This is a genomic window from Gemmatimonadota bacterium, assembly GCA_016704275.1.
Lineage (GTDB): Bacteria > Gemmatimonadota > Gemmatimonadetes > Gemmatimonadales > GWC2-71-9 > Palsa-1233.
Window position 1 is genome coordinate 464,303 of the sequence record JADJAK010000002.1, and the last position, 22,539, is coordinate 486,841.

23 protein-coding genes are annotated in these 22,539 nt (G+C 68.0%); 11 read left to right on the plus strand and 12 right to left on the minus strand.

The features are described from left to right. Window positions 1–69: 69 nt before the first annotated feature. The 3 genes from IPG05_05945 to IPG05_05955 are packed head-to-tail and all read right to left on the minus strand — an operon-like array spanning window position 70 to window position 3,196. The gene (locus IPG05_05945) at window positions 70–969 is read right to left on the minus strand and encodes a UbiA family prenyltransferase (GenBank protein ID MBK6494626.1); all 900 of its coding nucleotides are present in this window, start codon (window positions 967–969) and stop codon (window positions 70–72) included. Between the two features lie 17 nt (window positions 970–986). Next, window positions 987–2,465 (minus strand): menaquinone biosynthesis decarboxylase, encoded by a 1,479-nt coding sequence (locus tag IPG05_05950; GenBank protein MBK6494627.1) that lies wholly within the window; start codon window positions 2,463–2,465, stop codon window positions 987–989. Further along, window positions 2,462–3,196, minus strand: coding sequence for a ubiquinone/menaquinone biosynthesis methyltransferase (locus tag IPG05_05955; protein MBK6494628.1), 735 nt, complete (start codon window positions 3,194–3,196; stop codon window positions 2,462–2,464). Before IPG05_05955 ends, IPG05_05950 begins: the two co-directional genes overlap by 4 nt. Window positions 3,197–3,268: 72 nt before the next feature. Here IPG05_05955 and IPG05_05960 point away from each other — a divergent pair, with 72 nt between their 5' ends. From IPG05_05960 to IPG05_05975, 4 genes are all read left to right on the plus strand, one after another. Continuing rightward, window positions 3,269–3,880, plus strand: coding sequence for a sigma-70 family RNA polymerase sigma factor (locus IPG05_05960; protein MBK6494629.1), 612 nt, complete (start codon window positions 3,269–3,271; stop codon window positions 3,878–3,880). Between the two features lie 148 nt (window positions 3,881–4,028). After that, window positions 4,029–4,508: a hypothetical protein gene (locus IPG05_05965; protein MBK6494630.1), complete on the plus strand. Its 480-nt coding sequence runs from the start codon at window positions 4,029–4,031 to the stop codon at window positions 4,506–4,508. Beyond that, complete coding sequence (locus IPG05_05970; GenBank protein ID MBK6494631.1) at window positions 4,495–5,715, plus strand: polymer-forming cytoskeletal protein; 1,221 nt, start codon at window positions 4,495–4,497, stop codon at window positions 5,713–5,715. Before IPG05_05965 ends, IPG05_05970 begins: the two co-directional genes overlap by 14 nt. Further along, window positions 5,715–6,569 (plus strand): hypothetical protein, encoded by an 855-nt coding sequence (locus tag IPG05_05975; GenBank protein MBK6494632.1) that lies wholly within the window; start codon window positions 5,715–5,717, stop codon window positions 6,567–6,569. The genes IPG05_05970 and IPG05_05975 overlap by 1 nt, the downstream gene beginning before the upstream one ends. Before the next feature lie 104 nt (window positions 6,570–6,673). Here IPG05_05975 and IPG05_05980 read toward each other — a convergent pair whose 3' ends face one another. From IPG05_05980 to IPG05_06020, 9 genes are all read right to left on the minus strand, one after another. Further along, complete coding sequence (locus tag IPG05_05980; protein ID MBK6494633.1) at window positions 6,674–7,771, minus strand: Mrp/NBP35 family ATP-binding protein; 1,098 nt, start codon at window positions 7,769–7,771, stop codon at window positions 6,674–6,676. Between the two features lie 19 nt (window positions 7,772–7,790). Then, a complete protein-coding gene (locus IPG05_05985) occupies window positions 7,791–8,021 on the minus strand; it encodes a NifU family protein (protein MBK6494634.1) in 231 nt (76 codons plus the stop codon). Window positions 8,022–8,087: 66 nt separating this feature from the next. Further along, complete coding sequence (locus IPG05_05990) at window positions 8,088–9,122, minus strand: bifunctional oligoribonuclease/PAP phosphatase NrnA (protein MBK6494635.1); 1,035 nt, start codon at window positions 9,120–9,122, stop codon at window positions 8,088–8,090. A 46-nt stretch (window positions 9,123–9,168) separates the two neighbouring features. Continuing rightward, the gene (locus IPG05_05995) at window positions 9,169–10,698 is read right to left on the minus strand and encodes an amino acid permease (protein ID MBK6494636.1); all 1,530 of its coding nucleotides are present in this window, start codon (window positions 10,696–10,698) and stop codon (window positions 9,169–9,171) included. Window positions 10,699–10,718: 20 nt separating this feature from the next. Next, window positions 10,719–10,895 (minus strand): hypothetical protein, encoded by a 177-nt coding sequence (locus IPG05_06000; GenBank protein MBK6494637.1) that lies wholly within the window; start codon window positions 10,893–10,895, stop codon window positions 10,719–10,721. Further along, window positions 10,895–12,475 carry a sodium:calcium symporter gene (locus IPG05_06005; protein ID MBK6494638.1) on the minus strand — a complete coding sequence of 527 codons (1,581 nt, stop codon included), beginning with the start codon at window positions 12,473–12,475 and terminating at the stop codon, window positions 10,895–10,897. The genes IPG05_06000 and IPG05_06005 overlap by 1 nt, the downstream gene beginning before the upstream one ends. A 125-nt stretch (window positions 12,476–12,600) precedes the next feature. Further along, window positions 12,601–14,058: an IMP dehydrogenase gene (gene guaB / locus IPG05_06010; protein MBK6494639.1), complete on the minus strand. Its 1,458-nt coding sequence runs from the start codon at window positions 14,056–14,058 to the stop codon at window positions 12,601–12,603. 72 nt (window positions 14,059–14,130) lie between these two features. Beyond that, window positions 14,131–14,499: a hypothetical protein gene (locus IPG05_06015; protein ID MBK6494640.1), complete on the minus strand. Its 369-nt coding sequence runs from the start codon at window positions 14,497–14,499 to the stop codon at window positions 14,131–14,133. Window positions 14,500–14,513: 14 nt separating this feature from the next. Then, window positions 14,514–15,509 carry a hypothetical protein gene (locus tag IPG05_06020; GenBank protein ID MBK6494641.1) on the minus strand — a complete coding sequence of 332 codons (996 nt, stop codon included), beginning with the start codon at window positions 15,507–15,509 and terminating at the stop codon, window positions 14,514–14,516. Between the two features lie 81 nt (window positions 15,510–15,590). Between IPG05_06020 and IPG05_06025 the strand changes: the two genes are divergently transcribed. The 7 genes from IPG05_06025 (at window position 15,591) to IPG05_06055 (ending at window position 22,447) form a co-directional block, all read left to right on the plus strand. Next, a complete protein-coding gene (locus IPG05_06025; GenBank protein MBK6494642.1) occupies window positions 15,591–17,144 on the plus strand; it encodes a 2,3-bisphosphoglycerate-independent phosphoglycerate mutase in 1,554 nt (517 codons plus the stop codon). Window positions 17,145–17,161: 17 nt separating this feature from the next. Next, window positions 17,162–17,881, plus strand: coding sequence for a hypothetical protein (locus IPG05_06030; protein MBK6494643.1), 720 nt, complete (start codon window positions 17,162–17,164; stop codon window positions 17,879–17,881). Between the two features lie 10 nt (window positions 17,882–17,891). Next, window positions 17,892–18,314, plus strand: a complete 423-nt coding sequence (locus tag IPG05_06035; GenBank protein MBK6494644.1) for a 6-carboxytetrahydropterin synthase — start codon at window positions 17,892–17,894, stop codon at window positions 18,312–18,314. 47 nt (window positions 18,315–18,361) lie between these two features. Continuing rightward, entirely contained in the window at window positions 18,362–19,174 is an 813-nt protein-coding gene (locus IPG05_06040; GenBank protein MBK6494645.1) for a hypothetical protein, read from the plus strand. 7 nt (window positions 19,175–19,181) lie between these two features. Further along, window positions 19,182–20,417, plus strand: a complete 1,236-nt coding sequence (locus IPG05_06045; protein ID MBK6494646.1) for a molybdopterin molybdotransferase MoeA — start codon at window positions 19,182–19,184, stop codon at window positions 20,415–20,417. Between the two features lie 225 nt (window positions 20,418–20,642). Further along, the gene (locus tag IPG05_06050) at window positions 20,643–21,515 is read left to right on the plus strand and encodes a M48 family metalloprotease (protein MBK6494647.1); all 873 of its coding nucleotides are present in this window, start codon (window positions 20,643–20,645) and stop codon (window positions 21,513–21,515) included. Further along, window positions 21,512–22,447, plus strand: a complete 936-nt coding sequence (locus tag IPG05_06055; GenBank protein MBK6494648.1) for a TerC family protein — start codon at window positions 21,512–21,514, stop codon at window positions 22,445–22,447. The genes IPG05_06050 and IPG05_06055 overlap by 4 nt, the downstream gene beginning before the upstream one ends. The last annotated feature ends 92 nt before the right edge of the window (window positions 22,448–22,539 follow it).

Sequence of the window (22,539 nt, forward strand, 5' to 3'; positions counted from 1 at the left end):
GAGCGATGGACGGCGGAAGGCGGGAGTCCTGGGGCCGAGGCCCCTCCTCGCTCTCTCGCCTCGCTTCTCCTACTTCACCAGCACATCGATCATCGCGAATGCAAACACCGTCACGCTCATCACCCCATTCATCGTGAAGAACGCCGCGTCGAGTCGTGACAGGTCGCCCGGCTTCACCAACTGGTGTTCGTAGGTCAGGATCGCCGCCGCCACCGCGACGCCGACGTAGTACCAGAGGCCGAAGCCGGCGCCCCACCCGAAGACGGCGAGCGCCGGGATCGTGATGCCGTGGAGCAGTTTGCCGAAGAAGATCGCACGCGTCTGCCCCAGGCGCACGACGGCGCTCCGAAGCCCCTGATCGCGGTCGAAGCCCTCATCGGGGAGCGCGTAGAAGACGTCGAAGCCCGCCACCCACGTCATCACGCCGACGGTGATCACCAGCAGCAGCCACCAGGGTGTGCTCCACGCGCCCGTCACCGCGATCCAGCCACCGACCGGGGCGATCGCCAGCGACAACCCGAGCCAGAGATGCGGCCACGAGGTGAAGCGCTTCGCGTACGAATAGCCGAGCACCCAGGCAAGCGCGATCGGCGAGAGATAGAGGCAGAGCGGATTCAGTTGCCAGCTCGCCAGCATGAAGAGCGCTGCGGCCACCACCACCGCCACCTTCGCCGTGCCGACCGCGATCGCCCCGCTCGGCAACTCGCGCGCCTTGGTGCGCGGATTCTTCGCATCGAAGGCCCGATCGACGATCCGATTGAACCCCATCGCCGCGAAGCGCGCCGACGAGAACGCGAGTGCCACCCACGCCACCGTGCCCCACGTCACCGGCGCCACGCGGCTCGCTGCGAGCACGCCGAGCAGCGCGAATGGCAGCGCGAAGAGGGTGTGCGGGAGCTTGACGAAGGATGCCCACCGAGCGAGCGCGGAGCCGCCGGTGAAGGTCTGGCCTTCGCGATGATCGATCATCGATGATCGATCATCGATCATCGAACAATCCCCAGCCCTGCCCACATCGCATCCACCTTCGCCTTCGTCCCCTCATCCATCACGATCTTGTCGGGCCATTCGCGCGTGAAACCCTCCTCGGGCCACTTCCGCGTGGCGTCGATCCCCATCTTGCTGCCGAACGAGAAGTGTTGCGACGCGTGGTCGAGGACATCCACCGGCCCGCGCGCAAATTCCACGTCACGCTTCGGGTCGATGTTGTTGAGCGCCACCCACCAGGTCTCCTCCTGGTCCTGCACGTTCACGTCCTTGTCGACGATCACCAGCACCTTCGACAACGACATCAATCCGGTGCCCCACATCGCGTGCATCACCTTGTAGGCCTGCCCGGGATATTGCTTGTCGATGCTGGCAAAGACGAGGTTGTGGAAGATCCCCGCGGCCGGCATGTGATAGTCGACGATCTCGGGCACCGTGAGCCGCAACAACGGGAGGAAGATCCGCTCCGTCGCGTGACCGAGCCAGTAATCCTCCATCGGCGGCCGCCCGACGAGGGTCGCGATGTAGGTCGGCTTCTTCTTCATCGTCACCGCGGTCACATGCAGCCGCGGATAGCGGTCGGCCAGCGAGTAGAAGCCGGTGTGATCGCCGAACGGCCCCTCCATCACCAGTTCCTCGCTCGGATCGATGTACCCCTCGATCACGATCTCCGCTTCGGCCGGCACCTCGAGGTCGCAGGTGAGCGCCTTGGCGAGTTCGACCGGTTCGCGGCGGAGGAAGCCCGCGAAGAGGAACTCGTCGATCGCCGGCGGCAGCGGCGCGGAGCCGGAATAGACCGACGCCGGGTCACCGCCCAAGGCGATCACCACGGGCATCGTCTCGCCCCGCTCGGCCATCTCGCGCCAGTGCGCCGCCCCGCTCTTGTGGCGCTGCCAGTGCATCGCGAGGTCGCGCTTCCCCTGCACCTGCACCCGGTACATCCCGACGTTGCGACCTCCCGTCTTCGGGTCGCGGGTGATCACCATCGGCAGTGTCAGGTAGCAGCCACCGTCGCCGGGCCAGGTCTGCAGGATCGGCAGCGCCTCGAGGTCGATGTCGTCGCCGCGGAGGACGATCTCCTGGCAGGCCGGCTTCCCCGAACGCGTCTTCGGTGGGTACTTGGCCATCTCGGCGAGCTTGGGGAGCATCGACAGCTTCCCCATGATCCCCTCAGGCACCTTGAGTTGCACCATCTCGGCGATCCGATCGCCGATGGCGTCGAGGCGGTCGACCCCCAGGGCGAGGCACATCCGCTTCCGCGACCCATAGAGATTGATCGCCACCGGGATGGTCGACTCGCGGCCGTTGGGGAGGACGGGGCGCTCGAAGAGCAGCGCGGGGCCGCCATCGGGGAGCTTCATCGTCCGATCGGCGATCTCCGCGATCTCCAGGTGCGTCCTGACCGGCTGGGTGATCCGGACCAGTTCACCCATCCGCTCGATGGCGGCGATGTAGTCGGCAATGGTGTCGAGTGTCATGATTCCTCCCGTACCCCCACATGCACCGCCACGATCCCGCCCCAATGCGTTTCCCATTGCACCTGGGCAAAGCCGGCCGCCGTCATCCGGGCGGCCAGGGCGGCCGGTTCGGGAAACGCGAGGACAGACGCTGGTAGCCAGTCGTAGGCGTTCGTATGTTTCGAGACGAGCCGTCCCACCCGCGGCAGGATGTGACGGAAGTAGGTGAGGTAGAGGCTGCGGAGCGGTTGCCTCCGCGGAGTCGAAAATTCCAGGATCACGAAGCGCGCGCCAGGCTTCAGCACCCGTGCCGCCTCCCGGAGTCCCGCATCGAGATCCATCAGGTTGCGCACCCCGAAGCCGACCGTCGCCCCGTCGAAGGTGCCATCCTCGAACGGCAGGTGGAGCGCATCCGCCGCCGCCGGGCGGACGCGCGCCGACTTCCCCTTGCCGCGCACCAGCATGGCCGGGACGAAGTCTGCCGCGATCACCCTGCCCCGGAAGGTGGGGCGGTTGCCGAGTTCGGCCGCCAGGTCCTGGGTGCCGGCGCAGAGGTCCAGGTAGGTGCCCTCGGCGGCCCGCTCCCAGCCGAGGCGGTCCACCGCCGTCCGGCGCCAACGGGTGTCGGCGTTGAGGGAGAGGACGTGATTCAGCAGGTCGTAGCGCGGAGCGATGTCGGTGAAGACGCCGCGCACATATTCGCGCTTGGCATCCCCGCCCGTGACCGGTAGCGCCTCGTTGGCAGTTGGCATTGCGGCGAAAGCTACCGGGGCCCCCGATCGGGCGCATCCCTGGATCGGCGTCCCGGCCGCACGGACCCTCGCGTGAGCCCGCAGGGTACCGTAGACTGGAAGGCCCTCACCGATCAGGAGGTGGTGCGGCACGCCGTGGCGGGCCGCGAGGCTGCCTATCGGGAGCTGATCCGCCGCTACCAGCGGCCGGTCTTTTCGCTCCTCTATCGGATGGTCCGCGACCGCGAACTCGCCGAGGACCTGGCGCAGGAGACCTTCGTCAAGGTCCTCAACGCCGTGGAGAGCTATCGCCCCGAGTTCAAGTTCTCGAGCTGGATCTTCAAGATCGCCAACAACACCGCGATCGATCACCTCCGCCGTCGCAACCTGGACACCTTGTCGCTCGACGGCTCGCCCCACGCCGAGAGTGCCGACGCGGTCGAGGCGACCACGCTGCAGATCAGTGATGGCGCCGAATCCGCCCTGGAAGAAGTGACCGCCCGGGAGCTGGGAAAGCAGATCGAAGTGGCCATCGCCCAGCTCCGGCCGGAATACCGCGCCTGCATCCTGCTCCGGCATGTCGAGGGGCGCCCGTACGAAGAAATCGCCGAGATGCTCGACCTCCCGCTGGGCACCGTGAAGACCTACATCCATCGTGCCCGCAACGAGCTCAGGATCCTGCTCGCAGCCACGCGCGACGCCTGAAACTCCCCCTCTGACCCGGACGTAGAAGAGCCAGATGACACAGCCCGCGATGCAGCACCTCTCCGCCGATGAACTTGATGCCCTCGTAGAGGGTCTCAGCTCTCCGCGCGCGCTGTCCCACGTTGCAACATGTCCCCTCTGCGATGAAATGGTTGCCCTCGATCGCCGGGTCGTCGCCCTCCTCGGCGGCCTCCCGGCGATCGACGCATCGGAGGGCTTCTCCGATCGGGTGATGGCGCGGGTGACCATCGCCGACGGGTCGATCAAGGTGGTCACCGCCCCGACCCGGACCCCCCGCGAGGTCGCCGCCAAGCGGCGGATTCTCGGTCTCTCGCTGGTCGGTGGCAGTGCCATCGCGGCCGGCTTTGCCTGGGCCGTGGCGCACCCCGCCACGGCGACCGGCTGGAGCGGGGCCGCGATGGGCGGGGTGGGCGAATCGCTCTGGCTGTCGGTGCAGGCGCTGGCGGCCAACACGGCCGAACAGCCCTGGTTCGGGTCAGTCCGCGACGCGGTGACGACGCCGCTGCGCGCGTTGCCGTACGTGGTCGGTGGTGCCGGGCTCTACGCCATCGGCCTGACCGGCCTGAGCCGACTCCTCGCCGAGCCCGCGACCGATGCGGGCTGGTAACCGGCTCCCGACCCTCTTCGCTGCCGCGCTGCTGCTTCAGGCCGGTCCGCTCTCTGCGGCCTCGATCCCTGGTGCCATCGAAGAGCTCTCGTATCGCGCCCGCAACGCCATCCCGGCGCTCTTTTTCCTGAATCCGACGGTCACGCCGCAGGCTGTGCCTGCCGCCGCGCCACAGGGCCCGACGGTCAACCCCGCGATCCTCGACAACGCCACCACGCTCGAGCGCGATCTCCGCGCGGCACTTCGTTCGCCGCTCGCCGACACGCGCCTCACGGTGACCGGCGGCAGCGCCCGGCTCGGTGACTATTCCGTCGGCTCGGCGGAGCGTGTCACGGGGCATGTGGTGGTGCTGAAAGGAAACGCGGACGTCCACGGTCGCATCGAGGGCAATGTCGTCGCGCTCGACGGCGATGTGATCCTGCATCCCGGCGCCGTCATCACGGGCGATGTCCTCTCGATCGGTGGCCATGTTCGCCAGCTCGGCGGCCTGATCAGCGGCAGCCAGATGGAAGCGGATGCCGCGCCAACCGAAGCCGCCGTCTCGATTCCGGTTCAGGTGGCCCGGCGGGGTGCCGGCCTCCTCGGCGTCGGCCTCACGCTGATCATTCTCGGCCTCGGCGTCGTCACCTTCGGCCGCCCCAATCTCGAGATCGTCTCCGACACCGTGGTGCACTCCTTCGGCCGGGCCTTCCTCGTTGGCCTGCTCGGCCAGGTGCTGATCCTGCCGACCTTCGGGATGTTGATCGTCGGGCTGGTGCTGACCATCGCGGGCACGGTGCTGGTGCCGTTCGCGGCCGTGGTCTACGTGCTGATCGCGATCATCGCGCTGGTCGGCGGCCTGCTCGCCGTGGCGCACGCCATGGGCGAGACGATCACCCGTCGCCGCATGGCGCAGGGGATCATGGTCTCGCCGAACGCCTATCGCTACGTGATCACCGGCCTCGCCTCCCTCGCCACCATCTGGCTGGCATGGGTCGGCTTCGGCTGGGTGCCGGTCGCCGGGGCTTTCGTCTTCGGCGGCGCGGTGCTGCTGACGTGGAGCGTGGCCACGGTGGGCTTCGGTGCCGCGCTGCTCTCGCGTGGTGGCGTGCGCGAACACTTCGCCGGGCGGATCCTGCCCCCCGAACTGATGACCGACGAATATCTCTGGGCCACGCCGCAGTTCGGCGTTCCGGCCGTCAAGCGCCCGTCGAAGGACGTGAAGTGATGAGCACGCGCTCCTTCCTGGCGCTCTGCGGTGCGGCCGCCACGGCCTCGCCGCTCGCCGCGCAGTCGATGCGCACTGTTGCGACCTCGCGCCCGATCGGCGGCGAGCGCGTCGTGCATGCGATGGTCGAATTCGGCGCCGGCGTGGTGCACCTCGGCGCCGCCAAGGGCACCGACCTCTATCGGATGCAGTTGCGCTACGACGCCGATCGGAATGCCCCGGTCCATCGCTACGACCCGCGCACCGGGATCCTGCGGCTCGGGCTCGCGGGCAATGGCAGCGCCGGTTTGCGCGTCACCTCCCGCGCCCAGATGGCACAGCGCGCCGACTTCGACTTCTCCCCGACCAGTCCGCCGATCCTCGAGGCCAACCTCGGTTCGAGCGATGCCACACTCGACCTGGGCGGGATGACGATCCTCTCGCTCACGGTACGCGGCGGCGCGAGTCGCAGCACGGTCACCTTCGCGACCCCGACCAAGGGCGAGTGCACCCGCGCCGACTTTGCCTTGGGCGCAGCGGAGCTGGACGTGAGCGGGCTCGCGAACGCCGGCTGCGCCGAGATTCGCGTCGATGGTGGTGTCGGAAAGGCGGAGCTGTCATTCGATGGCGCGTGGCGCCGAGACCTGACGGCCGAAGTTTCGTTGGCGATGGGCGGGCTGACCCTGCGGATTCCTCGCGGCACCGGCGTGCGGCTGGTGGCGTCGCGCTTTCTCTCGTCGCTCGACGCCGAGGGGTTCACCCGCACCGGCGACACCTGGACCACGCCAGGCTTCGATCAGGCCAAGCACAAGCTCACGGTGACCGTCAACGCCTCGGCGGCGGGCGTCACCGTCGCCTGGTTGCCCACGCCCTAACACCAACGCAGCGCAAACATCTCGGCCTCTCCAACCGCGGCCGTCAGGCCGCGGCCGATTGCCGCGGCCTGACGGCCGCAGCTGAAGCAACGGCCATCGGTGTGCTAGTCGAGGGTCGGCAGCGAGACGCCGACTTCGCCGGCCCGATCGTGGATCCGGTCGGCGATCTCGCGCAGCATGACCGCGGCCGCTGAGGTCGGCGCCTCGACCATGATCGGGCGGCCGGCATCGGCGGCCTCGACGAGGCCGGGCTGCAGCGGCACTTCGCCGAGCAGCGGGGCCATGATCTCGTCGGCGAGGCGCGCACCGCCGCCCTTGCCGAAGAGGTCGTGGCGCATCCCGGTGACCGGATCGAGGAAGCCGCTCATGTTCTCGACCACGCCCAGGATCGGCACGTTCACCTTTTCGAACATCTTGGCGCCACGGAGCGCGTCACCGACCGCCACTTCCTGTGGCGTCGTGACGATCACCGCGCCGCTCACCAGCACCTGCTGCACCAGGGAGAGCTGCGCGTCGCCGGTGCCCGGCGGCATGTCGACGATCAGGTAGTCGAGTTCGCCCCAGGACACGTCGTGCAGGAACTGGTGGATGATCTTGGTGATGATCGGGCCGCGCCAGATGGCGGGAGCGTCGCGATCGACGAGGAAGCCAATCGACATCAGCTTGACGCCGTAGGCATCGAGCGGAATGATGCGGCTGTTCTCGACCATCGGGCGCTCGTAGACGCCGATCATCCGCGGCAGGTTCGGGCCGTAGAAGTCGGCGTCCATGATGCCGACCTTGAAGCCGCGCTCGGCGAGGGCGATCGCCACGTTCACCGCGACGGTCGACTTGCCGACGCCGCCCTTCCCCGACGACACCGCGATCACCTTGGCAATCCCCGGCACTTCCATCGGCGTCGGCGCCGGCACGCCGGCGGCCGCGCTCTGCGGCGGCTGGTGCGTGGTGGGCGCGGGGCCGGCCGGATCGGTCACCTTGATCTTCGGCTGCGGATAGCCGGCGTTGCCGAGCGCCTGGCGCGCCTGGCGCACCAGCGTGGCGGGGTCGTCGCGGCGCAGCATGAAGGTGAACGATGCTTCCTTGCTGGCCGCATCGACGGTGAGGTCGTGGATCATGCCGGACGCGACGAGTCCCTTCCCGGTGCGCGGGTTCGGCACCTGGTCGAGGACTGCGCGGACTTCGTCTGCCTGCGTGGTGCTCATTGTTGCGTCCTGTATGTGCTCAGACTGCCTCGACCGTGCGGACCTCGGGGACCGACTGCTTGAGGCGCGTCTCGATGCCATGCTTGAGGGTGATGGTGGCCGCGGCACAGCCCTGACAGGTGCCGCCCATGCGCAGCAGGAGGTGCCCCTCCACCGGATCGAAGTCGATCACTTCGACCGACCCCTTGTGGGAGGCGATGTACGGCCGGATGCCCTCGAGGGCCTCCTCGATCCGCTCCACGATGTCCACGGCTGCTCCACTGCTAATTCCGACTACGTTATTCGGTTTTGCGAAAGGTACCACGCCGCCTAGCCCCTACAACCCTGCCGCGGGGGCCGGCGTGCCGAGAAGATAGGCGCGTGACGCCGCGAGGATCGTTTCCTGGACCTCGCTCAGGGTCCCGGCGATGGCGACCCCGGCGGCCTTGGTATGGCCCCCACCACCGAACTGACGGGCCAGCGCGGCCACGTCGACCTTCCCGACGCTCCGGAGCGAGACCTTCACCCGCCCCCCCGACATCTCGCGGAAGAGCAGTGCCAAGCGAACGCCCTTGACCGAGCGCGCATGCTCCACGATCCCGTCGAGGTCGTCGGGATCGACGTCGTGCCGCTCCAGCGCCCCGGGAGGCACCGTGACCCACGCCAGGCCGCAGTCGTCCTCGACCACCAGCGTCTGCAGCACCTCGGCGAGGAGCCGCGGGCGGCCGATCGGTGCCGAGGCATAGATGTCGACGTACGTCTGCTCGGTGTCGACGCCGCATTCGAGCAGCGCAGCGGCTGCGCGCAACGTGGCGGGCTTGGTGTTCGAGAAGCGGAAGCCGCCGGTGTCGGTGACCAGCGCGACGTACATGGCGCGCGCCGCCTCGGGGGTGATGGTCCAGCCGAGCTCGCAGGCGAGGCGGTGGATCAGCTCGCCTGTGGCCGCGGCGGTCGAATCGACGTAGCGCGGCCCGGCGGGGAGGTCGCCTTTGCTGACATGGTGATCGATGCACCCCACCGGCACGCCGCGCTCGCGCACCGTCTCGGCGAGGATGCCGAGGCGCGAGAGGTCGGCGATGTCGAGGACGAGGATAGCGTCGGCGCGGCGCAGCTCCTTCACCGCCTTGTCGCTCCGGTCCACACCGGGGAGATCGGCGAAGAGGAAAGCGAAGCGCTCTGGCGTCGGCGTCGGGTTGGTGATGATGGCTTCGACGCCGACGGCCCGGAGGAGGTGGACCATGGCCACCTCGCTGCCGAGGCCGTCGCCGTCGGGATTCACGTGCGTCGTCAGGCAGATGCGCATGCCGGGACGCCACAGCGCCGCCACCTCGAGGGCAGCGGCGCTGGGCGTGATGGTACCGGAGTTCGTCATCGCGGAAAGTTAATCGCCTCGCCGGATGACGGAATGGACGCGGGGCCTACTTGTTCTCGAGCTTGCCCAAGCGCGAGTGCTTCATGCCGTAGCCGAAGTAGATCAGCAGCCCCAGCCCCATCCAGACCCCGAGCCGGATCCAGGTGTCGGCAGGAAGGCCGTACATCATGTAGCCGCAAATGGCGATGCCGAGGATCGGGACGAGCGGCACCAGCGGGGTGCGGAACGGCCGTTCGAGTTCGGGGCGCTTGACCCGGAGGACCCAGATGCCGCCGCAGACGATCACGAAGGCGAGCAGGGTGCCGATCGAGACCAGCTCACCCAGCAGCGCGATCGGGAAGATGCCGGCGACCAGCGCGGCGACGATGCCGGTGATGATCGTGGCGATCCACGGCGTGCCGTACTTCGGGTGCACCTTGCCGAACATCTTCGGCAGGAGGCCGTCGCGCGACATCGCGTAGAAGATGCGTGGCTGGCCCATGAGCATCACGAGCACGACCGAAGCGAGACCGGCGATGGCGCCGATGTTCACCAGAAAGCCGAGCCAAGCGAGTGCCGGACCGGCCTTCTCGATCGCGACGTAGACCGGGTGCGCCACGTTGAGTTCGGAGTAGTGCGCCATGCCCGTCATCACCAGTGCCATCGCGATGTAGAGCACGGTGCAGACGGCGAGCGAGCCGAGAATGCCGATCGGCAGGTCGCGCTGCGGATTCTTCGCTTCCTGCGCCGCGGTGGAGACCGCGTCGAACCCGATGTAGGCGAAGAAGATCACGCCGGCGCCACGCAGGATGCCGCTCCAACCGAAGTGACCCGCCTCGCCCGTGTTGGGCGGGATGAAGGGGACCCAGTTGGCGGTGTTGACGTACTTGATGCCGAAGGCGATCACCAGCAACACGATCGCGACCTTCACGTACACGATGATGTTGTTGAACTTCGCCGACTCCTTGATGCCGAGCACGAGCAGGGCGGTCAGCGCCAGCACCATCAGCATCGCGGGGAGGTTCAGCACCCCCTGCCCGAGCGTGAAGCCCGAGGCAACGCAGTTTTCGATCGTGATGGCGGTGCGGGTGACGGCATCAACCGCCACGCCGCCCGTCGCCGGGTCGACGCAGAGTTGTGCGCGCACCAGCGTGTGGGTCCCCTCGACCGTGAACGGCGCACCTGCCCATGCCGCCGGGAGGTGGATGCCCACCGACGAGAGGAAGGCGGTGAAGTAGCCCGACCAACCGACCGCGACCGTCGAGGCCGCGAAGAGGTACTCGAGGATCAGGTCCCAGCCGATGATCCACGCGACCAGCTCACCGAGCGTCGCATAGCCATAGGTGTAGGCGGAGCCGGCCACCGGAATCATCGACGCGAACTCGGCGTAGCAGAGCCCCGCGAAGAGGCAGCCGAACCCGGCGATGATGAAGGAGAAGACGATCGCCGGGCCGGCGAAGTTCGCCGCGGCCGTCCCGGTGAGCACGAAGATGCCGGCGCCGATGATGGCGCCGATGCCGAGCAACGTGAGGTTCATGGCGGTGAGGGACCGCTTGAGGCTCGGTCCCCCCTCGTCGTCCGGGATCACGTCGGTCATCGACTTGGTGCGAAACAGGCTCACGGGATCGAGCCCGCCGGCGGCAGCTTCTCGTTTTCAGGCGTCGACATGAGCTTGCGGAACGACCAGAGCATCAGGCCGAGCACGAACGTCCACGCCAGCGCCATGAAGATGAAGGCGTTGGTCCCGAGGGTGTTGGGCGGCAGGGTCCCTGCCGCCGTCGCGAGCGTATCCATCAGGCCGTCCCTCCCTTGAGGGCCTTCTTCGCCCAGGCCTTCTTGATCAGCCAGAGCTCAAAGACCAGGATCAGCAGCATCAACCCGCGCGACGCCCACTTGACCGGGACGTTCTCGGCCGGCACGCCGGTCATCAGCAGCGTCGGGATCGCGTCCTGAATGGTCCACCAGATCATCATGATGAGCAGGAAGAGCGGCGTCACGTACGTGATGATCGGCTTGTAGAACTTCGGAATCTGCCAGGCCGCGCCCTCGTGCAACTCCCGCCAGGCGTTGTCGGGCCCGAAGATCCAGACGAAGATGATCGTCTCCACCAACGCAAGGATCACGAGGCCGAAGGTGCCGGCCCAGTAGTCCCACTCGTCGAGGAAGCCACGGGTGTTGTAGACGATGTGCAGGCAGCCGAGCAGAATGGTGATCGCGGCCAACGACCACGCCGTCTTCTTCCGCGTCCAGCCGAAATTCTCCTCGACGAACGCCAGCGCCGGCGTCGCCATCGACACCGACGAGGTGATGCCGGCGAAGAAGAGGAGGCCGAACCACATGATGCCTGCGCCAGTCGCGACGATCGGACCGCCGGGCAGGCTGTTGAAGACCAGCGGCATCGAGATGAAGCCGAGGTCGAACGACCCACCCTTCGCCACGGCCACCGCGCCCGCGACGCCGAAGAAGGTCACCACTGCCGGAATCGCCAGCGACCCACCGAGCACGACTTCGGCCGTCTCATTCGTCGCAGCCGTCGCGATACCGGAGAGGGTGAGGTCGTCCTTCTTGGTGAGGTACGACGCGTACGCCTGCAGCGAGCCCATGCCGACCGAGAGCGTGAAGAAGATCTGCCCCGTCGCGGCCAGCCAGACCTTCGGCGATCCGAGCGCCGACCAGTCCGGCGTGTACATGAAGCGGAGGCCGTCCATCGGCCCCTGCGTCGTGGTGATGCCGTCGTGGGTGATGGTGACAGGATCGAGCGTCAGCACGCGGACCACGAGGATGGCGGCAAAGATGAAGAGGATCGGCATGCCGATCTTCGCCAACTTCTCGATGCCCGCCGTGAGCCCCTTGCTGACGACCCAGAAATTCACCGCCACCGTGGCGAAGAAGAAGCCGAACGGCACCCAGAAGCCGTGGATGCTGCCGTTCTGGAGATCGACGTAGGACTTGAAGAACGCCGACATCCCCGCCTGATCGAGCCCCTGCGTCTGGCCGGTGAGCGAGAAGAAGGTCCACGCCAGCGTCCACGACTCGATGTAGCAGTAGTAGATCAAGACGATGATCGGCATGAAGAGGCCGAGCACGCCGAGATACTTCGCCACGGGGTTCTTCCAGAGCGCGTCGAACATCCCCGGGGTGCTCCCCTGTCCGCGCACGCCGCCGTACCGACCGACGCCCCACTCGATCCACATCAGCGGGATGCCGACGAGCAGGAAGGCGATGAAGTACGGGATCATGAACGTCCCGCCGCCGTTGTCGACCGCCTGGCGCGGGAAGCGGAGGAAGTTGCCGAGCCCGACGGCATTGCCTGCCATGGCGAGGATCAGGCCGATGCGCGAGCCCCATTGCTCGCGTTGCACGGTTTCAGCCACAGGGGCCTCAGGGGGTTAGGGGGACGAATGTGTGGTGGAAACAGGGGTGGTACGCAATCCTACGGAGCTGCGTTGGCAGCCATCGATCATCGATGATCGATGATCGATGATCGATCATCGTTACATCACTTCTGGTAGTTGGGTGCTTCCCTGGTGATGGTCACGTCGTGCGGGTGCGACTCACGGAGGCCGGCCGAGGTGATCTGGATGAACTCGGTCTCGCTGCAGAGCGTGGCGATGTCGCCGACGCCGCAGTACCCCATCCCGCTCCGCAGGCCGCCAACCATCTGAAAGAGAACATCGGCGACCGGCCCCTTGTAGGGAACCCGCCCCTCGATGCCCTCGGGGACCATCTTCGAGGCGGAGACCTCGCCTTCCTGGAAGTAGCGATCGGCCGAGCCGTCCTGCATTGCGGACAGCGAGCCCATGCCGCGGATCATCTTGAAACGACGCCCCTCGGCGAGGATGCTCTCCCCCGGGCTTTCTTCGGTGCCGGCGAGCATCGAGCCCATCATGACCGAGGCCGCCCCTGCTGCGAGCGCCTTCACCACATCGCCCGAGTACTTGATGCCGCCGTCGGCGATCACCGGCACATCGCCGGCGCCGCGCACCGCATCGATGATCGCGGTGATCTGTGGCACGCCCACGCCAGTGACCACGCGCGTGGTACAGATCGAGCCGGGGCCGATGCCCACCTTGATGCCATCGACGCCGCGCTCGACGAGCGCACGCGCGCCCGCTTCCGTCGCGACGTTGCCACCGACCAGCTGCGCATCCGGATAGGCATCACGCAGCGCGGCGATCGTCTCGAGCACGCCCTCGGAGTGACCATGCGCCGAATCGACCACGATCACGTCGGCGCCGGCATCGAGCAGCGCGCGCGCCCGCACCATCGCCTCCGCACCCGCGCCAACGGCAGCGGCGACACGCAGCCGGCCATGACTGTCCTTGTTGGCGTCGGGGTGATCGCGCCGCTTGAAGATGTCCTTGACCGTGATCAGCCCCTTCAGCACGCCCGTCTCGTCGACGACCGGCAGCTTCTCGATCCGGTGCCGCGCCAGGATCGCCTCGGCCTCGTCGAGCGTGGTGCCGATCGGCGCCGTGACCAGACCGTCGCGCGTCATCGCCTCGGCGATCGGCCGGTCGAGCGCCCGCTCGAACTGCAGGTCGCGATTGGTGATGATCCCGATCAGGCGACCATCGCCGTCGACAATCGGCACGCCGGAAATCTTGAAGCGACGCATCAGCGCGTGCGCCTCGCGGATCGGGCGATCGGGGCCGAGCGTGATCGGGTTGAGGATCATCCCGCTCTCGCTGCGCTTGACGCGGTCGACCTCGGCGGCCTGGCGGTCGATCGACATGTTCTTGTGGATCACGCCGATGCCACCCGCGCGCGCCATCGCCATCGCCATCTCGGATTCCGTGACGGTGTCCATCGCGGCGGAGAGCAGCGGAATGTGGAGGGGGATCGCGCGAGTGAAGCGGGTGGCGGTCGAAACCTGCCGAGGGTGCACCAGCGAGTGGCGCGGGACGAGGAGGACGTCGTCAAACGTCAGCCCCGGAGTCGTCCGGATTCGGCTCACGGGCGACCGGCCGGTGTGCGCAGCGTGCTGAAGGGAATCATCCCGAAACCTAGCGCCCCGCGCCGGGTTCGATCAACCCGGCCCTCCGCGTTCCGGCGGCACGGCGGGCGGATTGTCCTTGGGGGCCGGAGGCGCCGTCAGGGTCTGCGCGGTCTTCGAGGCCTCCTCGACCACCGCGGACGCCGCGGCCGAGAGCCCTTTCACCACCTTGGAGGCGGAATCGAGGAAGCCGACGGTGCCGGAGATGGCGTCGAGCGGCAGCTTGCCGGCGCGCATCGTGTCCTGGACACTGTCGCTGAAGCGGGCGAAGAGATTCGAGGGCGTCGAGCGCTCGGCATACTTGCTCTCGAGAAATTCGACATAGTCGAGCAGCTGCAGGCCGCGCTCGTCAGGCAGCGTGTCGAGGCGACGGAGGATCCGGTCGCGGAGTTGTTCGTTCACGGGCCCCTCCGGGCTCAGTCGAGCCGGCGCACGAAGGTGAGCACCGGGGTCGGAAGGAAGCGGCTCCGCCCGGCGCGAATCGTGGCCCGGATGCGAAGCTTGGCGAGCGGCTCCATCGCGCGGAACTGCTCCGCCTCCTTGGCACTGACGATCAGGTAGACGAATCCGGTTTCAGGGATCGGCCCCCGAGCCAGGACATAGGGCTGGCCGGGCGGCAGTTCGGGGCGGAGTTCGTCGGCCTTCTGGATCGAGAGGACCTGGATCGTCCATTCGACGGTCTGGCCGAGGTAACGGTCCGGATTGGCGCGAATGTCGGCGGCAGACGGTCCCCCGTCTGGGGTCCCCTCACCGACGCTCCCCTCGCGCACCCACCCCTCGATCTGCACCCGGGCCCAACCCCCTTTGCGCTCGAGCACGGTGGCGGCCACGGGGACTTCGAGGGTGGCCACCGGCGTGCCGCCCGAGGTGGCCGAGAGGGTAGCGCCGCCGCTCAGGGTGGTGCTGCTGCCGACCTTGCCGCCGGAATCCGCCTTGGTCGGCGGTGGGGTGGTGGCGGGGCCAGCTGCGGCGGGCGCGGGGGCGTCGGGCGACTTCGCATCCGCCCCCTTGAGGGCGCTCTTGAGGACCCAGGCACTCCGCTGCACCCGAACCCACTCGCCCTTGGTCTCGAGCCGCTTGAAGAGCGCCCCGGCCCGCAACGCGGCCAGGGTGGCACCGCTCCCGGCGGCACCGCGCAGCGTGCTGCCGGCCGCAAGCGCCACCGCCACGTCGTAGCCGTCGCGACGATCGTCCCGAAGGGCCTTCGCCGCGAGCCAACCGTCGAAGCGCACCTCGGCCCAGTTCCCCTTGAGACTGACCGTGGTGACCGGGGTCCCGGCCATCAGCCGACCCAGCGCGGTACCGTTCGGTTCCTTCTGGAACTCGGCGTCGGAGAGGATTTTCCCGGCGCCAACCGCCTGCGACACGAGCGGCGTGGAGGGCCACGCGCACGCGGCCCACAACAGCAGCATGCAGGCTGGTAGGCGGATTCTGGCAGGGGTAGATTGCGGCGCGCGGATCACAGATTGAGAGTGTAGACGTCGCGGAGGAGCATGTCAAACGCCCGCAAGCAGTCCGCGCCGGTGGTGCTGGTCGTCCTTGACGGCTGGGGATGGCGCGAGGAGACCTACGGCAACGCGATCGCGATGGCGAACACCCCGACCTGGGATCGCCTTGTGGCCCGCGCCCCGCGCACCCTGCTGGATGCCAGCGGCCTCGCCGTCGGGCTCCCTGAGGGGCAGATGGGGAACAGCGAAGTCGGCCACCTGAACCTCGGGGCGGGCCGGGTGGTCCCCCAGGATCTCGTCCGGATCAACCAGACCATCGCCCGCGACCAGTTCATCGCCCTCCCGGCGTTCGCCGCGGTGTGCGCCGCCGTGGTTCGCGCCGACAGCACCCTGCACCTGGCTGGTCTGCTGGGCTGGGGCGGCGTCCACGCGATCGACGGCCACCTCCGCGCCGCCATCGACGCCGCCATCCGCCTCGGCGTCCCCCGCATCGCCATCCACGGCTTCCTGGACGGCCGCGACTCCCCGCCGAATTCGGGCATCGAGGTCGTGGCGGGATTGCAGCAGGACATGGCGAAGTTCGGTGGCGGGCGGACCGTGCTGGCCTCCTTGGTCGGGCGCTACTTCGCGATGGACCGCGACCATCGCTGGGAACGGCTGAAGCTCGCGTACGATGCCATGGTGCATGGTGTCGGACTCCACGTGGCGGACCCACTCGCCGCCGTGCGCGAGGCCTACGACCGCGGCGAGACCGACGAATTCGTCAAGCCGCTGGTGATGACGGCGAACGGTGCGCCGATCGCGCCGCTGCGTGACGGCGACGGAATCTTCTTCGTCAACTATCGCTCCGATCGGATGCGTCAGATTGTCGGCGCGCTCTGCATCCCGAGCTTCGATGGCTTCGACGTCTCCGATCGGCCGCAGCTGACCGCCGCCACGATGACGCAGTACGACCAGACCTTCCCGATTCCTTCGGCGTTTCCGCCGTTTTCGATGGCGAAGATTCTCGCGGAGACGTTGAGCGAGATCGGGCGCACGCAGTTCCGCACCGCCGAGACCGAGAAGTACCCGCATGTCACGTACTTCTTCAACGGCGGGAACGAAGTGCCCTGGGCCGGCGAGGAGCGTGAGTTGGTGCCGTCGCAAAAGGTCGCGACCTATGACCTGGCGCCGGAGATGAGCGCCGCCGGCATTGCCGAGGTGCTCTGCCGCGCGCTGGGTCGCCGCGAGCACGACTTCTTCCTCGCGAACTTCGCCAACGCCGACATGGTCGGGCATACCGGGGTGATTCCCGCCGTGATCAAGGCAGTCGAGACGGTCGATCGTGCGCTGATGCAGGTGCTGGCGGCGGCCGACACGGTCGGCGCCCGGGTCCTGATCACCGCCGACCACGGCAACGCCGAGATGATGATCGACCCGGTCACCGGGGGGCCGCACACGGCTCACACAACCAACCTCGTTCCGTTCCTGACCGTCGGTCACGACGCCCCGCTCCGCGCCACAGGTGGCGCGCTCTGCGACGTGGCGCCTACCATTCTCGGATTGCTCGGCATCGACCAGCCCGCCGAGATGACCGGCCGATCCCTTCTGCTCGCCTGAGGTGTAGCTTGGTGCTGATGCGCTCATCCCATTGCCGTTCCGCCCTGGTCGCCCTCGCGGCGCTCTGCCTCCCCGCCGCCGCCGTGGCGCAGGTCGGGTACCTCCCTGCCAAGTCGCCGTTCCGCGAAATCCGTTTCGGCCAGACGCTCGAACTCCAGGGCGGCCAGCTCTTCGGCAATGGCGGCCCGCTCAAGGTCGGTCCGCAGGATGGTCGGCTCATGGGGGCGCGGATGAACTTCCGCGGCAATCACTCGCTGCAGCTGGCGCTCGGCGTCTGGACGGCCTCCTCGGAGCGCTACATCGTCGACGCGGACAAGTCGCCGGCCACGCGGGTCACGGGGCCGATCGACCACCGCCTCATCGGGGGCGAGTTCACCCTCCAGTTGAATCTCACCGGCGGCAAGACGTGGCACGGTCTGGCGCCCTACGGCGGCGTCGGCCTGGGGATGGTGAATGGTGCGAAGACGCCCGCCGCCGACACCTCCGGCTACAGCTTCGGCACCAAGCTCTACTTCGCCCCGAACGTCGGGTCGCGCCTGATGCTGGGCCAGAAGCTCTTCCTCAAGGTCGAGGCGCGCGCGTACCTCTGGAACCTCAAGTACCCGAACTCCTACGCCGACGAACCGGCTCAGGCGCCGGGCACCGCCGACAACCCGAACGCCGTGAATCCGACCGGGAAGGGCGGCGAGTACACGCCGGTGCCCGCGCTGCTCATCGGCCTCGGGATCAAGTTCTGACGATCGATCGATGCGCTGTTCGCTGACGCGAGTGCTGACGTTTCACGCCCGCCATCGCTACCACAAGCCGGCGTGGAGTGAGGCGGAGAACGAGCGGCGCTTCGGCTGGACCAGCGCGGCCCCCGGACATGGGCACCTCTATCGCGTCGAGGTCACCGTCGCCGGAATGCTCGACCCCGAGACGCAGATGGTGATCGACCTGCCGCTGCTTGACACGATCCTTACCGAAACCATCGCGGCGCCGCTCGCGGGGCGCCATCTTGCTGAGGCGGTCCCGGCCTTTGCACCGGGCGCGCAGTTGCCGACTTGTGAGGCGATCGCCGCGTGGTGCTTTGCGCGAGTCGCCGAACGTCTCCCCGCAGACGTCTCGGTGGAGCGTGTGCTGGTGGCGGAAGACGCCACCCTCTGGGCCGAGTGCCGCGGACCCGCCTGACCCCTGCGATCGTCGAGTTCGATCTGTCGTTCCCCCCGGAGGCTCCGATGCGTGATACCCCCTCGAGGCAATTCGCCCTGTGCGGTGCGCTGTTCGCACTGCTGGCGTTGCCCCCGGTGCGCGCCGCGGCGCAGGCAACCGGCGACCAGAGTCGACTCGTCATCGGCGTCGCCGCCGGGTGGATTGGCGGCACCGAGCTCTGGTCCGTTCCCGCGCAACCGATCCTCACGACCACCGAAGCGGTCGATGTCTTCGGGCTGAAGCGTCGGATCCGCTCGAACATCACCTTTGCCGGGACCGGCACCTGGTATCCCAAGGGCAATCTCGGGGTCACCGCCGAAGTGAACTACCTCGGCCTCGGCACGGTGGACGACTGCACCCTCGTCACCGCGAGTGGTGACCCGCTCAACCGACTCGTCTGTACCACGTTGACGAACTACGAACGCCCGGCCTCCGCAGTCTCGATCGCGGGCGGACTGGTGCTGCGCCCATCCAGCCGCACGTTCATCCAGCCGTATGTGCGCGGCGTGGCGGGCGTGGCGCTGGCACTCCGCGGGACGGTGCGCACGGTGGCGACCATCGGCACCTTCGGCGACACCGCGGTCACCATCTATCCGCAGACGGGCGGAGGTCAGTTGCGCCCGACCGGCTCGCTCATGGTCGGCATCGCGACCTCGTCGTCGCCAGGCTACCAGTTCCGCGCCGAACTGCGCTACACCGCGCTGCGTCTGCCGGTGGTCACCGGGCCCTCGATCTATCAGGGCGCGCCCCCGCAGACGGGCTCGGTCTGGAGGACGCTCCCCTCGATTCTCGTCGGCTTCGACATCGTGCTCGAGAAGCGACGCGGCCGACGGTACTGAGCTCCGCATGCCCGCCATTCGTCTGAGCGTCGACGACGCGATCGCGGCGATTCTCGCCGAGGTCGCGCCGTTGCCGAGCGTGCCTGTGCCGCTGGCGGAGGCACTCGGTGGCGTGCTCGCCGAGGAGGTCGTGGCACCGTTCGCCCTGCCGCAATGGACCAACGCCGCGATGGATGGCTACGCGGTGCACGGCGACGACGTGCGCGGAGCTTCCCCCGAACGCCCCATCACGCTGCCGGTCGTTGCGCACATCGCGGCCGGCGCCACCGCGCCGCGGCCGCTCGCCCGCGGCGAGGCAATGCGGATCTTTACCGGTGGTCCGCTCCCGGATGGTGCCGACACCATCATCCGGCAGGAGGACACCGATCGTGGTGCCGAGGTCGTGCGCATCCACGGCGATCGCGATCTCGGCCGGCATGTGCGCCGTGCCGGCAGCGACGTCGCGGCAGGGGTCGTCGTGTTGCCGCGCGGCCACGACATCGGGCCGGGCGAGATCTCGCTCCTCGCCGCCCTCGCGATCACCACGCCGCCCGTGCACCGACGCCCCTTCGTGGCGATCATCAGCAGTGGCGACGAACTCGCCTCGCTCGACGACCCCACGCCGGTCCGTGCCGGGAGCCGACTCGCCGACAGCAACACGCCGACGCTTGCCGCGTTGACCCATCTCGCCGGGGCCACCCCGCTGCCCCTCGGCCCTGTCCCCGACGACCCCGATGCACTCATCGCCGCCATCGGGCACGCATCGAGCGCCGAACTGCTCGTCACCGTCGGCGGTGTCTCCGTGGGCGACCACGACCACGTGCCGGCGGTGCTGGAACGACTCGGCGCGCGGCTCCTCTTTCGGCGGGTGCTGTTGCGGCCGGGTGGGCCGACCACGGCGGCGCGATTGGCCGATGGACGGCTCTGGATCGCCCTCCCCGGCAACCCGGTCTCGGCGATGGTGACCTTCACCCTCTTCGTGCGGCCGGCGATCCGCCGGCTCCTCGGTGACACCGCCCCCCGACGCCCGACGCTCCAGGTCACGCTGGACAATGACGTGGAACGGGACGCCGTGCTGGACCTCTATTTCCGCGCCAGTCGCCAGGGAGCAAGCCACCTCGTGACCCCCCTGCTCCGGGCCACCGGGCCCGTCGGATCGGCGCTGATGACCACGATGCGGGGGGCCGAATTCCTGGTGTGCGTCCCGGCGGGCCAGGGCGTGGTACCCGCCGGAACCACGCTGGAGGCGATCTCGTTCCCTTGATGGAGTTGATTGGCGGGGTCCCCGCCCTTAGCCTTCACCGCTCAGAAGGGGAGTAGCCCAACCGCCGGAATTCAGGCGGTCGGCGGCATCGTCAAGACTGCACACCTCCGGTGTGCACGGTGCCCCGGGAAAGCCAGTACGGCTGTTCAGGCGAGACCTTCGTCACCACCCGATCGAACGGGGGCGGCGAAGTCTCGCCTTCGTTCATTTGTAGGAGGTAGCACCATGGTCAATACTGCCAAGACGTTCATCCTGCTGGCCGGCCTCATCTCGATCCTGATGGTGGGCGGGCAGCTCGTGGGCGGGACGGCCGGCCTGATGTTCGGCGGATCGATCGGCCTCATCATGGCGTTCGTCTCGTTCTGGTTCTCGGACAAGATGGTGATGCGCGGCTATGGCGCGCGGATCGTGACCGCCGCCGAGGCGCCTGACCTGGTGGCGATGGTCGACGAGCTGCGGCAGCGTGCGGGGCTCTTGATGCCGCGCGTGGCACTGATTCCGTCGGCACAGCCCAATGCCTTCGCCACCGGCCGTTCGGAAGCGAAGGCGATCGTCGCGGTGACGGAAGGGATGCTGAAGGCGCTCCCGCGCGACGAGCTCCAGGGCGTGATTGCGCACGAGCTGGCGCACATCAAGAACAAGGACATGCTGATCCAGACCATCGCCGCCGGCATCGGCTCGATGATCGGCGTCCTCCCGTGGCTCGCCGGCAGCGTGATGCGCCGAAGTGACGACGAGGGCGGCGGAATCGGTGATATCGCCTTCATGATCCTGGCGCCGTTCGTCGCGATGATGCTCCAGTTCGCCATCTCGCGACAGCGCGAGTTTGCCGCGGACAGGACCGGCGCCGAGATCGTCGGGAAGGCGCGCCCGCTGGCGCAGGCGTTGACCCGGATGGATGCGATGGCCAAGCAATTGCCGCTGCCGGTGTCGCCGTCGTTGGCGGCGCTGGCGATCGTCAACCCGCTCAAGGCGGGCGGCCTGGCCAAGCTCTTCAGCACGCACCCGCCGACCGAGGAGCGGGTGGCGGCGCTCCTCGCCTTTGACGCCGAACAGATGGGCATGCGCTCCCTCGACGCCCAGCGGGCCTCCGCATGACCGAACTGAGCGTCCATCCACCAGCCGTCTGGATCGGCTTCTCGCTGGTCATCCTGGTGCTGCTGGTGCTGGACCTCGGGGTCCTCAACCGCCACTCGCACGTGCTCACGACACGCGAGGCGACCCGCTGGTCGGGATCGCTGGTCGCCCTCGCGATGGCGTTCTGCGCCTTCCTCTGGATCCGCGAGGGGTCGGCGCACGGGCTTGAGTTTCTCACCGGCTACCTGATCGAGCTGTCGCTGTCGGTCGACAACCTCTTCGTCTTCATCCTGGTCTTCCAGTACTTCGCGGTGCCGTCTGAGCTGCAACCGAAGGTGCTGAAGTGGGGCATCGTCGGCGCGATCATCATGCGCGCGATCATGATCGGCCTCGGCGCCCTCCTGCTCCAACGCTTCACCTGGATCATCTACGTCTTCGGCGGGATCCTCATCATCACCGGGATCCGGATGTTCCGCAGCGACGGCGAGGATCGGATCGAACCCGAGAAGAACCCGATCGTGAAGCTGGCGCGGAAGCTCTTTCCCTTCACCGCGGCCTATGACGGCGAGAAGTTCTTCACGCGCAGCCACGCGCGCTGGTATGCCACGCCGCTGTTGCTGGTGCTGCTGGTGGTCGAGTCCACCGACCTGGTCTTCGCGATCGACTCGATCCCGGCCGTCTTCGCGGTGACCAAGGATCCGTTCATCGTCTACTCGTCCAACATCTTCGCGATCCTCGGCCTCCGCGCGCTCTTCTTCCTGCTCGCCGGGATGCTCGACCGCTTCCACTACCTCAAGGCCGGCGTGGCGCTGATCCTGGTCTTCGTCGGCATCAAGATGACGATCTCGGGCTACGTCCACCTGCCGATCGTGGCCTCCCTGGCCGTGATCGTGGTGACGCTCGGCGCGTCGGTGTGGTTGTCGATGCGGAAGACGGCTTCAGAAGCAGGGTGATCGGTCACCTGTAACCAGTGACCAGTGACCAGTGACCGGGGCGCCATTCCTGGTCACGGGTCACGGGTCACTCGTCACGGTCGGTAGCAGTC